This window comes from Anaerococcus martiniensis, assembly GCF_043187485.1.
GTDB classification, from domain to species: Bacteria; Bacillota; Clostridia; order Tissierellales; family Peptoniphilaceae; genus Anaerococcus; species Anaerococcus martiniensis.
Genome location: NZ_CP171106.1, coordinates 410,972 through 424,393 on the forward strand (window position 1 = coordinate 410,972; position 13,422 = coordinate 424,393).

The window sequence follows — 13,422 nt, forward strand, 5'->3', positions numbered from 1 at the left end:
GCCCCAAAGGCTCCTTTTTTAACGCTTATTTTAATTTTTTAAGTATATTTAAAGCTCCATCCTTATATGGTGGATATTTCATTTTCATTTCAAAATCAGAATTTGCTTCCATAATAGATTTTTGATTAGAAAAATTCTTAAATCCATAGTATCCATGGTATCCACCTTGGCCACTATATCCTACCCCGCCAAATTGGAGGTAAGGATTTGAAACCATCATCAGAGTATCATTTACCATTCCATTTCCAAATTCCATATTATACATGACCTTTTCTTTTGTGCGGTCATTTTCAGTAAATAAATATAAGGCTAGTGGTTTTGGTAAAGTTTTTACCTTATATAAAACTTCATTTAGATTTGTATAAGTAATGATAGGAAAAATTGGACCAAATATTTCTTCATCCATCAATTTATTTTCAAAGTCTACCCCATCGACTATAGTAGGCGCTAGGCACAAATTATTAATATCATAATCACCGCCACAAATAATATTTTGGCCCTCTAACAGTCCAATAAGTTTATCAAGATGATCTTTATTAATTATACTTGCATAATCTGGGCTACTTATTGGGTCTGATCCATAAAATTCTAAGAGAGCATTTTCAAGTTCTCTTACAAACCTATCCTTGATAGATGCATGGACTAAAATATAGTCTGGTGATACGCAAGTTTGACCAGCATTTACAGTATTTCCCCAAGCTATAGACCTTGCAGCAAGTCCTATATTTGCATCTTTTTCTACAATAGCTGGTGATTTGCCTCCTAGTTCTAGGGTAACTTTTGATAAATTTTTGCTGGCAGCAACCATAATTTTTTTACCAACTTCTGCCCCGCCGGTATAGAAAATGTGGTCATAATTGTATGATAAAAGCTCATCATGACTAACTTCATTATTATCAACTACAAAGATATAATTCGGGTCAAAATTTGCATTTATTATTTCACGAATGAGATTTGAAGTATGTTTTGATTTTCTACTTGTTTTTAAAATCACTGTATTTCCAGCAGCAATTGCTCCAATTAGTGGGTCGATTGCTAGTAGAAATGGATAATTCCATGGTGATATGATAAGTGTTACTCCCATTGGTTCAAAAAGGGTGTATGATTTTCCTGGCATGGACATAAGTGGAGTTTTTTCTGCTATGGGTTCCATCCATTCTTCTAGATTATCCATGGCAAGTTTTATTTCCTCATAGGCCATAGAAAGTTCTGTTGCATAGGCTTCAAAATTTGATTTTCCCAAATCTTTGGCAAGGGCCATCAAGATATTATCCTCAAAGTTAATTAGTATATCTTTTAATTTTTGTAAATTTTTAAGTCTAAAGTCTAAGGTTTTAGTTTCTCCAGAATAAAAGTATTCTCTTTGGAGATTTACAACTTGTTCTAAGTTCATAATATGCTCCTTATTTTTTTAATGCTTTTTGTATTTTTACCCTATTTTTACAAAAAAAATAAAGCTCCCAAAATTTTGGAAGCTTTTTAGATTTATAAGTTTTCGATTACTTCTTCTATATCAGGTAACTCAGAAGGTTCGTAAACTTTCACCCACTGTACTTTACCTTCTTCATCAACTATTACATTTGCCCTTTGGCTGGCACCATTTTCTTCATTAAATAATCCGTATGCTTTTGTAACTTCTGCATATGGGAAGAAATCTGATGCGATTTTTACATTTTCTATGCAGAGTATATCTGCCCATTTTTGTTTGGCTGGGAATGGGTCTATGGATAACCCAATAACCACTGTATCCCCTTTTTCTTGGATTCTATCATAATTTCTTTCTAAAGATCTCATTTGATCTGTACAAACAGATGTAAATGCAAGTGGATGCCAAGAAAGAATTACTTTTTTGCCTTTTAAATCTGATAAGTTTATATCATTTTTGTATTGGTCTTTTAGTGAAAATTCTGGTGCTTTTTCGTTTACATTAATAGTCATAATACACTCCTTTTTCTTCGATATATTATATATACCCAACTATTTTGAAATTAAAAATTCATTGGCGAATTTGACCATGGCAATAGTGCCTATGCTTAAAGATTTTTCGTCTATATCAAAATATTCATTGTGATGTTCTGCACCAGATCCTAGGTCAGTATTTTTTGTCCCTACTAGGGCAAAAGCTATTGGGCATAGCTTGTTATAGCCTGCAAATGTCTCTGAAGCAAACCATGTTAAGTCTTTTTTGATGGTACCTGGCATTATATCTTCTATGGATTCTTGTGCAAGCTTGGCTAGGCTTTCATCATTTATAACTGGCTCATTGTCATGAATTATTTTATTTTCTATAAACTCACATTCATGGGCCTTAGCTGTCAAAGATCCTACTTTTCTTACTAGGTCTAAGGCTTTTTTGCCTTCTTTGGTATCAAAATATCTTAGGGTTCCTGCTACCCTTACTTCATCTGGGATAACATTGGCAATAGTTCCTCCATTTATAAGACCTAGGCCTAGGGTAACTGTTTTTGAAACATCAATACGATTTACCCATGCACTTGCTAGACCATTTATGATATTACTGGCCACAAAAATTGGGCTGATTGATAAGTCAGGACGAGATCCATGACCACCTCTTCCACGAATTGTGAAGTCTACAATTGCATTTCCGGCCATAATTGGACCAGCATCAACTGCAATTTTTCCAGTTTCTAAAAAGGCAGCTAAGTGTTCTCCATAGATAGCATCTATATTTTCATTTTTTAGAGCCTCAACCATTTTATATATGCCAGATCCAGTTTCTTCACCTTCTTCAAATATAAAAATAATCTTCCCCTTAAGCTTATCTTTATTTTGACTTAATATTTTCATAGCCCCTAGTAAAGTTGCCATATGACCGTCATGGCCACAAGCGTGAAATTTGCCTTCAATTTTTGATTTGCAGAGACACATATTTTTTTGATTTGAATCTTTTTCAACAATTGGAAGTGCGTCAATGTCTGTACGAAGCCCCAGAGTTTTGCCTGGATTTCCTGTATCCTGGATTTCCTGTATCAAGGATAGCATAAAATCCTGTACCTTCAACTTCCTTTATAGGTAAATCTAATTTTTTTGCTTCTTTCTTTAAAAACTTACTAGTTTCTATTTCTTCCCCAGATAGCTCTGGATTTTCGTGTAAGTACCTACGTGTTTTTACTTGATATCGAGAAAGGCTATCAACAGCTTTTATAATATCTTGGTTTCCTAAAGTCATATATTCTCCTAAAAAAAGGGCTGTTGCAAAAGTATCAATATAAAAAAAAGATGAGGAAACTAAACATCCTCGTCTTTTTCTGATACATGCATTTATGAAACAAAATAGCAGCACATCATCATTAACTAATCTTATTTTCTATCCTAATAGTCCCACGCCTGTGCTTAAGTTCATCAAAACGAGGCATATTTTCATAGAATATCTTAAGCTCACCATCATAGAATTCGTCCTTGGTATTGATAGAATTTCTGATACTTATAATATTATAAAGTTCATCTATATTAATGAAAGAACTTTCGATTCTCTTATGTAGAGAAAAGAACTCCTACCTATCTTTTGACCTACAAAGCTTATCGAGCAAGGTAGAAATCTCTACCACAAGCCATCAAAATCAGGTCTCTCATAAATCAAATCCTCAAATCTCCTACAGCCTTCTTAGAATTTATTTAATCATAAATATACTCTACTAAACTATGATTAAAATACAAAATATCTTATAAATATTAATACAATTGTATTTACTCCTTAAAACATTTTTCATTCTAAATATTAGCTAAAAGTATCCAAGAGAAAACTCCAAGCTGGAGAACTTGGAGTTTTGGATTAATTTATAGTTACAATCTGTCTATTTAGTTTTATTCTTCGTCTTTGTTTTTCTTGCTGACAAAGAGTCCACTAGCAGCTGCGATTAGTCCTAATGCTGCACCTGATATTGAACCTACACCTGTCTTAGGGTTTCCATTCTTTCTAACAGGAGTTTCTTTTTTAACTTCCTTTTTAGATTCAACTACTGGAACTTTAACCCTATTATCCTTCTTATCCTTATCTACTTCTGGACTTGTTGGATTTTCTTTACCTGTTTTTTCAGGTTTCTCAGGATTTTCTGATTTTTCAGGTTTTTCTGGAGTTTCAGGTTTTTCTGGAGTTTCAGGAGTCTCAGGAGTTTCACCTGGTGTTTCTGGCTCAACTGGTTCAGATGGTTCCAATGGTGTCCATGGAATATCTGGGGTTTCACCTGGTGTTTCTGGCTCAACTGGTTCAGATGGTTCTAGTGGTGTCCATGGAATTGATGAATCTCCTTCACCTGGTTTTTCTGGATCTACTGGTTCAGAAGGTTCTAGTGGTGTCCATGGGATTGATGAATCTCCCTCACCTGGTTTTTCTGGATCTACTGATTCAGAAGGTTCTAATGGTGTCCATGGTGTTTCTGTTACCTTTATTAGACCTAGGTCTATTGACATATCATCTGCATCGTTGATTGTTACAGTAACTTCTGTACCATCGGAATCTTTTTCGTCATCGTCGCCTACATTGGTGTCGGTTACTTTGTAGCCTTCTGGTAGTTCGAATGTTACTTTGTAGTCACCATTTTTTAGGCCTTCGAATTTGTATTCTCCGTTTGCGTCTGTTTTTGTTGTTTTTTCTATGCCTTCGCCTGTTAGTTTAACAGTTACTCCTGCTAGACCTTTTTCGCCCTCAGTTTGGATTCCGTCTTTGTTGTCGTCTATCCATACTCTATCACCTAGGGTATATGTTTTTTCTTCTACTGGTGCTTCTTCTTTTACTAATCCTAGGTCTATTGACATATCATCTGCGTCATTGATTGTTACGGTTACTTCTTTACCGTCTGAGTCTATTTTGTCATCAGTTCCTTCGTCAGTTTTTGTAATTTCATAACCTTCTGGTAGGTCTTCGAATGTTACTTTGTATTCACCATTTTTTAGATTTTCGAATTTGTAGTTTCCGTTGGCATCTGTTGTGGTTGTTTGATCTTCGATACCTTCGCCTGTTAGTTTAACAGTTACGCCTTCAACGCCTTTTTCGCCTTCTGTTTGAAGTCCGTCTTTGTCATCATCTAGCCATACTCTATCACCTAGGATATATGTTTTTTCTTCTACTGGTGCTTCTTCTTTTACTAATCCTAGGTCTATTGACATATCATCTGCGTCATTGATTGTTACGGTTACTTCTTTACCGTCTGAGTCTATTTTGTCATCAGTTCCTTCGTCAGTTTTTGTAATTTCATAACCTTCTGGTAGGTCTTCGAATGTTACTTTGTATTCACCATTTTTTAGATTTTCGAATTTGTAGTTTCCGTTGGCATCTGTTGTGGTTGTTTGATCTTCGATACCTTCGCCTGTTAGTTTAACAGTTACGCCTTCAACGCCTTTTTCGCCTTCTGTTTGAAGTCCGTCTTTGTCATCATCTAGCCATACTCTATCACCTATAGTGTAAGTTTTTTCTTTAATTAGACCTAAGTCTACATTCATGTTATCAGCGTCAGCTATTGTAGCTTTTGTTTTTAAAACACCATCAACTAATGTAGCATCAGAGTCTACAGCATCGTCTGTACCTTGTTTTGCTTTAGTTGGTTTATATCCTTGTAGGTTAGCAAATGTAACTTCATATTCACCATTTGGAAGGTTGTTAAATATATAGTTACCATTTTCATCTGTTCTTAGGATAGTTTCTTGTCCATTTACTACGATTGATACATAAACATCTTTTAGTGGTTTTTCGCCTGGGTCTTGGATTCCATTACCATTTTCATCTATCCAAACTTTATCACCAAGTTTGTAAAGTTTATCAACTTCACCTGTAGCACCAGAATTTCCTTTTTCAAAGAAGACATCATTTCTATATACCCAATCATTTGGATTATTATCTACTGTTTTTCCATCACTCCATACCTTTTTATCGGCGGAAAACTTAACTATTGTATTTGCGTTTGTTCCCGGCTTTGTTTGACCTTGGTATACAACAACATAAGGTGCCTTATCATTTTGTTGTTTAATTTGTACTTCTATACCAGACTGTCTACCAATTTTTGCAATAGAAGTAGCTCGTTTAGTTACATCTTCTAAATCATTATAATTTAAATCATAGCTACCTGATAATTGAGCTCCATCTTTAAGTCTATATACTTTTACTGTATTAGCAACTTTGCTACCGAAGTCAGCACCACCTATAGGATTTCCTGCTTTATCAGTTTGACTTGTTATAAATAACTTTGAATTTGTAAGCTCTTGTCTTGTAGGGTTAACATAAATAGTGTGAACATAAGTGTTATTTTTCTTAGGATCATTTCCTTGCAAAGTACCATCGTATGTTTCATCTATATTTGCAGAACCACTTAATGTCTCTACATTTACGTTTGGATTTTTTTCATCCTTTCCTTTGTACGAATCTTCAGTAGAGTAATCAACAGTAAATGTCTTAGATACTTCATTTCCATCAACATTTACTGTTACAGCTTGATCGCTAGTTGTAGGAACAGAGTCCTTATCTATAAATATAGGGAAAGCTACATGCATTTTAATCTTAGCAATTTTGTCAGCATATTCAGTAAAAGTATATCTTACTGTCTTTCCATCTGGTTGAACTTCAGCTTTTGCTAAAAGCTCTCCATTGTAATAAATATCATCAATATGAGCTACTGTTGAAATTCCATGAAGGTTAACATTTCCAGACACGCCAATGTTAAATGAGTCATCCTTAGTTACAGTATCAGGTACATCAAAGCTAACCTTTGCTTCTATAACATTGTCTAAGCCAGGTTTAAGTTTTTCACCTACATAATCATCTTTATGAAAACCTAGTGGTTTAACAGTGGTAACATTACTATACTTTTCTCCATCAATGTCAACTACAATATTTTCAAGTTTATTTTGACCTGCGCTTTGTCTACCAGATGAAATTTCTTCAGACATTTCTAATGAAAGTTCATCTTTTTCAGATTCTTCTATAGCTTTATTTTTTTCTGCTACTTTTTCATCTAGGAAAGCTTCTACATCAAAGCTCGCATCAGCTAATACATTTTTAGCTATTTCTTCTTCGATTTTCTCGATTTCACTATCAGTAAAGTCAGCTTCTTTTAGAGCTTGTCTTTGTTCTTCTGTTAGTACGGAGACTTCATTTTCTTCTACAACAGCGTCCTCTTCAGAAACAGTGTCTTCTTCAGATTTTGAAGCTTCTTCTGTTTTTTTTGTTTCTTTAGGAGCTTCAGTGGTTTCTGGTTTTTCTTCCTCAGCTGGTGCTGGAGTTTCTTCTTCAACACTTCCTTCAGCTGATGTTTCTTCGTTTCCTTCTACTAAATTATTGTCTTTACTTGTAGTCTCTGTTTCAGCAGGTTTTTCAGCTACAGCTTGATTTTCGTTACCAAGCTCGGATGCTTCTACTGAGGATGGAGATACTAAAAGTGCGTAACCTAGCATGCATGAAACTAGCCCTATAGATAGTTTTCTAGTTGCGTATTTTGGTTTTCTTATTGAGCCTTTTTGTTTTTTAAACTCAATAATTCTTTTAAATCTATTGTCCATTTTCCTCCAAAAAATAATCGACTGTCTCAAGACCCCATATATTAGAGTCTGTCCTAGTTACATTTATCATAGACTGCGTGTTCGCAAAATGTCTTATATTTATTCTATTCTCGATTATTTAAATTTCAAGTTTTAGTCATTGTTTTTTTAGTTATATTTTTGGAAAACAAAAATTTTTCCGATATTTGTAAAATAAAGCTAACATCTGTATATATCAACGAATCATTATTGCATACACTAAACCGATAATAGAATAATGTTATATTTTTAACTTATTTTATCAATTCTTTCCATTATTTCTGTTTTATTATATATATATATTTTCATAGTTTTTTTTGTATAATTATTGTATAATAGGCATAAAAATAGCGTTCTAGCAAATAGAACGCTAGTGTATATTTAAAAAATACTACCTAACCCTTCTAGACGAAACCCTAAGAATGGAGAAGGAAAATGAATAGGAAATAAATTAAAAGGGCTTGTTGCAGATTGAATAAATCGTACCAATATCATTAGAAGAACCTCCACGGAAAGTATGCCTCCATCAGCCGGCAGGCACCACTGAAAATTTCCTAAGAGAACCTTCTAATGATGGTACGATGATTATTCATAGTTTTGCAACAGCCCCTTCCTATTATTTATTGTTTATCAGTCTTATGGTCTTATTTTACTGCTTTAGCCCTAAATTTCGATAACTCTTAAGCTCTGTCTTTAAGAGCTTTTGCCATTCTTTTAAGGCCTTCTTTTAGGTAAGACCTAGGGCAGGCTAGGTTTATCCTTAGCATCCTATTAGCATGGTCTACAAAGGTCTTATCAGCTTCTACTAGGACAGCTGCATTTTTTGCAAAAAATAGCTCTAGGTCATCATCCTCATCAAAATACTCGCTAAAGTCTAGCCAAGCTAGATAGGTTGTTTGGGCTGGTGATAGGATAACATCAGCCAAGTTCTTATCTAAGAATTTCTCTAAGAATTTAAAGTTTCCATCTAAATAGTCATTAAGTTCACTTAGCCACTGACCCCCTTTTTCGTAGGCTGCAATGCTTGCCTCATGACTTAGGGGATTTAGGCCAATAGCTCCTTCTGCCATCCACCTATCCTTAACCTGATCACTTCTAATAATAATAGATGATTGGGCAAGGCCTGCTATATTAAATGACTTGGTAGCTGCCATAGAGGTAATTAGCTTATTATAACTAGGCATAATCTTGCCTAGAGGAATGTGTCTTGGTGCATCCTTACGTCTCAGGTCACAGTGGATCTCATCAGATATAATCCATAGGTCATATTTTTTGCCTAGGTCAGCTATTTTTTCTAGCTCTTCTTTCTTCCAGTCCCTACCTGTTGGATTGTGAGGGTTACATAGGATAAATAATTCTACATCATCCCTTGCCATCTTTTCTTCTAAGTCAATAAAGTCTATATCATAGGAGCCGTCAGAATTTTTATTAAGGGACTTGTTAAATACTCCTTATTATTTCTCTGCCATGTTTTTGCAAATTGCCCGTAGGACGGAGTATTAAATAAAACTTTCTCATCATCTCCCAATAAGTATCTAATAATTCTTGCTATGGCAGGAACTACACCATTAGATAAGACTAACTCTTTCTTATCAAAGCTAAAATCATAGCGGTCTTTAGTCCAAGAGCTTAGGGCATCATAAAGTCTATCATCATAATTATCTGTATAGCCCAAAATCTTTCTATCAAGCCTATCTTTTATGGCATATATTATTTCTGGAGCGCAAGCAAATTCCATATCTGCTATCCAAAAATGTATATAGTCCTCATTATCAAAGCCTAGGTCTATATCCTTATCTTGGAATATGTATTGCTTATAGCCATAAAGCTTAATCGTATTGGTCCCTGATCTATCAACTATGGTATCAAATTTATATTGAATATGACCTCCTTATAAATGTGTTTTTACTTACGGTTATTGTATAAGTTTTCAAAATAATAATCAATTATTATAAATTTAGTCACAAAAAAACAGCAATATAAAATTGCTGTTAATTTTAATTTATAGTGAAGCTATAGCTTCGATTTCTAGTGCTGCTCCAAGTGGAAGAGCTGCTACTTGTAAAGCTGATCTTGCTGGTTTGTGTTCATCAAAAAATTCTTTGTAAACTTCATTTACTGCTGCAAAATCATTGATGTCAGCTAAGTAAACTGTACATTTTATAACCTTATCAATTGATGAACCAGATTCTTCTAGGATAGCTTTAATATTATTTAAAACTTGTCTAGCTGCAGCAGAGATTTCTGTTACTAGTTCTCCAGTTTCTGGATTTAGTGGGATTTGACCTGATGTAAATACAAATTGTTCTGTACCAATTGCTTGTACATATGGTCCTACTGCTGCTGGTGCTTTGTCTGTGTGAAATGATTTCATAACTTCTCCTTAAATTGTAAATTTAAAATGTTTTCATATTACATTTATATAACAATTTAATGAAAATTTCAAGACTTTTTCTAATTTATTTTTAAATATTCCTCTAGAGTTAAATCATTTTCATAGATGTTTTTAGCATTTTCCACACCTACAAATCTAAAGTGCCATGGTTCTGCCTTGTGGTTGGTTTTATTTTCTTTACCCTTTGGATATCTTTCTATAAAACCATATTTGTAAGCATTTTCTGCTAGCCAATCATAGCTTGCGGTTTTTTCAAATTTGTCATTGTACTTGCTGCCTTCTGTAAAAAAGTCAAAGGCAGATCCAAGTTGATGCTCATTTGTTCCTGGAGCTGAACTATCTGGCTCAGAAACCTCAAACATTCTTTTTTCTAAATCATAGCCCCTATAGTCAGAAGCAATTTTTACATCTAAATTTTCGCGAGCCATATCTTGTCTCATAGTTTCAAAGGCACGTCTTGCTGTCTTATCCACACCTGGATCAAAGTCTTCTGGTAATGGATAATTTTCATTTACAAAGGCTAAGCCATTTACAACCTTGATTTGCTTATCGCTATCTAATTTTGATAGGCCATATTTATTTACATAATAATAGGTATCATCGATTTTCACTTTAGAAAAACCATTTTCTGTGCCAAAGTATGGAACATATGATCCTTCTTCAATGAATTTTTCAGTTTTTGAATAATCATTTGGGAATTGATAAGCGTATTGGGTTTGTACACAAAGAACGTATTCTTGCAGGTTATCGCTATATTTATCATCTTTTAGAGCATGGCTTTCATCTACCCCTGCATCTTTAAAACCAACATCAGTTGCCACATGAATTTTATTGCTTGTTTCTTCGATTGTTTCTTCTTCTAACTCGCTAAAATTCCCTGCTGCTTGTCTGATTTCATTTGGTCTTGCAATTTCAAATTCATTTTCATTATTACCATTAAATCCAAATTGATAAATAGAACCTACTAATACTACTGCTAATATTCCACTTGTAAAAATCTTTTTGTTTCTTGCTTTTCTTCTTCTTGCCTGATTTCTCTTTTTTTCTCTGATACCTTTATTAGACATAATAATTTCCTATTCATTTATTTCAATATTATAGTTATAGTTGTTTTTGAGTGAAGACTGTGGGAAATCAATTTTATAAAATATATCTCAATTTTATACGAAATTGATTTATTACTATTTACTAACATTATAGCATGATTTTTACAAAATTAATAGGGGTAAAAGCATTTTATTTGCATAAATAATGAAAAAAAATCGACTTAAATAGCCGATTTTTGTAAAATTTAGTTAATATTTATTATTTTTTGAAAATATCTAAAATTCTGCGAAGGAAATTTTTCTCTTTTTTTAGTTTTTTTCGCTCTTCGCTCATTATATTTTCTTTCCTTTTTTTAGTTTTTTCAGCCACTTTTTGAACCGATCTATTTTCTTCTGCTTGTAGGCTGCGTTTTTTTGCTTGTTCTGCTAAGACTTCTTGAGAGTTAATATTATTTACATTTTGAACTTTTGTGTACTCTCCGTTTGATAATAGTTTTCTAATTTTAACATCATCTGAAAGCATCAAATCCATAAAGTCGAGGATTCGTTTTTTAATTTCCTCATCAAAAATAGGAACTGCAACTTCCATCCTATGTCTGATATTTCTTGTCATAAAGTCAGCAGATGAAATAAATACTTTTGCATTTTCTCGATGGCCAAATTGGTAAACCCTGTGGTGTTCTAAAAATCTTCCTACAATCGAATATATCTCTATATTTTCTGTACGATTCTTTACATCTGGGAGGATACAGCAAATGCCTCTTACTAGCATTATTACCTTTACACCTTCATTTGACGCTTCAGAAAGTTTATCAATCAAAATCCTATCTGATATAGAATTTAGTTTTATCCTGATATATCCTTGTCCACCTTGTTTTTGAATTTGTATTTGCTCATCAATTAGCTTGTCAAGTCCTTCTTGCATTGATTTTGGACTTACCATTAGGTTTTTGTATTCACCCTCTAGGTTTCCAAGCATAACATTATCAAATAAATCTTTTGCATCAAGACCTATCGCACCATTTGATGTCATAAGTGAAAAATCTGTGTATAATTTTGCTGTTTTTTCGTTATAGTTTCCTGTTGCAACTTGGGTGATATATTGGATATTTTCGTGTTGGTCTATTTTAGTTATCAGACAGATTTTGGAGTGAGTTTTATAATTATCAAAACCATATAAGATTTTACAGCCAGCATCTTCAAGTTTTGATGACCAAAGTATATTGTTATCTTCGTCAAATCTTGCACGAAGTTCCATTAAAACTATTACATCTTTGCCATTTTCACTTGCTTTTATCAAGGCTTTTGCAATTTTGCTGTCATGGGCAATTCTGTAAAGGGTAATTTTTATTGAAACTACACTTTCATCCTCAGCTGCTTCTTCTAAAAGTCTGATAACTGGGTCCATAGATTCATATGGAAATGATAAAAATATATCTTTTTCGTTAATCTGCTCCATCATAGGACGATTTGGATCAACCATTGCTGATGCTTGTGGGCTAAATGGCTCGTGAGTGTGTTTTGCTATAAAATTTTCAGGTAAATCCTCTACAAGTCCAAATAAGAATCCTGCTTGCATTAGTGATTTGGTTACAAATATATTTTTCTTATCTAGGTCGAATTGAGTTTTTAAAAATTCTAATGACTCATCTGATAGGTCATTATCTACTTCAAGTCTAACTGGATGAAGTCTCTTTCTTTTTTTAAGCTTGCCTTTCATATAATCTCTAAAGTCTTGGTCAACATCGTAATCATCATCGTTATATGAAATATCTGTATTTCTTGTTAGCGAGATTATATATTGGTTTTCTACCTCATATCCTTCAAATACTTGGTAGCCAAATTCTTTTATTATATCTTCGATAAAGACAAAGCTTGTGTCATTGATTTTTAAATATCTTTTTAATTTATCTGGAACTTGGATAAGTCCTACACTTTTGCTTTCATTATCATTTTCTGATTTTAATGAGAAAACAACAGATAAGGCTAAGTTTGGTAGTCTTGGGAAAGGATGGACCCTATCTACCACTTGGAAATTTAAAATTGGTTCTATCTTTGTATTAAAGTAGTATTCTACAGATTTTCTATCTTTTTCACTAAGTTCAGAAACTTTGAGTAAATTTATACCATTTACTTTAAGCTCATCTACTATTTGTCCATATACTTGATCTTTTTGCTTATATAAGTCAATACAATCTGCTAATATTGCATCAAGTTGCTCATCACTGGTCATACCTGATTTGCTATCGACTGGTTTTTTCTTTAAATTCTTAAAGTCAGTAAGACTACCAACCCTTACCATAAAAAATTCTTCAAGATTGGTATCAAATATCGAGAAAAATCTCAGTCTTTCTAAAACTGGTACATCTCTATCATTTGCTTCTTCTAAGACCCTTTGGTCAAATTTTAGCCACGAAAGTTCTCTGTTTTGCGTAAAAGATATATCTGCCATAT

General features: G+C 33.4%; 10 protein-coding genes. All 10 read right to left on the reverse strand.

Annotation, left to right across the window (positions count from 1 at the left end; translation table 11 throughout):
* Positions 1-25 precede the first annotated feature (25 nt).
* Positions 26-1,393: an aldehyde dehydrogenase family protein gene (locus tag ACF3NF_RS02105; protein ID WP_394023785.1), complete on the reverse strand. Its 1,368-nt coding sequence runs from the start codon at positions 1,391-1,393 to the stop codon at positions 26-28.
* A 92-nt stretch (positions 1,394-1,485) separates the two neighbouring features.
* Entirely contained in the window at positions 1,486-1,938 is a 453-nt protein-coding gene (locus ACF3NF_RS02110) for a redoxin domain-containing protein (RefSeq protein ID WP_262123294.1), read from the reverse strand.
* A gap of 39 nt (positions 1,939-1,977) precedes the next feature.
* Positions 1,978-3,003, reverse strand: a complete 1,026-nt coding sequence (locus tag ACF3NF_RS02115) for an amidohydrolase (protein ID WP_394023787.1) — start codon at positions 3,001-3,003, stop codon at positions 1,978-1,980.
* The gene (locus ACF3NF_RS02120) at positions 2,930-3,190 is read right to left on the reverse strand and encodes a hypothetical protein (RefSeq protein WP_394023789.1); all 261 of its coding nucleotides are present in this window, start codon (positions 3,188-3,190) and stop codon (positions 2,930-2,932) included. The genes ACF3NF_RS02115 and ACF3NF_RS02120 overlap by 74 nt, the downstream gene beginning before the upstream one ends.
* A gap of 635 nt (positions 3,191-3,825) precedes the next feature.
* Complete coding sequence (locus tag ACF3NF_RS02125; protein ID WP_394023791.1) at positions 3,826-7,509, reverse strand: SdrD B-like domain-containing protein; 3,684 nt, start codon at positions 7,507-7,509, stop codon at positions 3,826-3,828.
* A 698-nt stretch (positions 7,510-8,207) separates the two neighbouring features.
* Positions 8,208-8,903, reverse strand: a complete 696-nt coding sequence (locus ACF3NF_RS02130) for an aminotransferase class I/II-fold pyridoxal phosphate-dependent enzyme (RefSeq protein ID WP_394023793.1) — start codon at positions 8,901-8,903, stop codon at positions 8,208-8,210.
* Positions 8,904-8,926: 23 nt separating this feature from the next.
* Positions 8,927-9,265, reverse strand: coding sequence for a beta C-S lyase family protein (locus ACF3NF_RS02135; protein ID WP_394023795.1), 339 nt, complete (start codon positions 9,263-9,265; stop codon positions 8,927-8,929).
* 264 nt (positions 9,266-9,529) lie between these two features.
* Positions 9,530-9,901, reverse strand: a complete 372-nt coding sequence (locus tag ACF3NF_RS02140) for a RidA family protein (protein ID WP_394023797.1) — start codon at positions 9,899-9,901, stop codon at positions 9,530-9,532.
* An 80-nt stretch (positions 9,902-9,981) separates the two neighbouring features.
* Positions 9,982-10,989, reverse strand: a complete 1,008-nt coding sequence (locus ACF3NF_RS02145; protein ID WP_394023798.1) for a D-alanyl-D-alanine carboxypeptidase family protein — start codon at positions 10,987-10,989, stop codon at positions 9,982-9,984.
* A 238-nt stretch (positions 10,990-11,227) separates the two neighbouring features.
* The gene (locus ACF3NF_RS02150) at positions 11,228-13,420 is read right to left on the reverse strand and encodes an RNA degradosome polyphosphate kinase (protein ID WP_394023800.1); all 2,193 of its coding nucleotides are present in this window, start codon (positions 13,418-13,420) and stop codon (positions 11,228-11,230) included.
* Between the last annotated feature and the right edge of the window lie 2 nt (positions 13,421-13,422).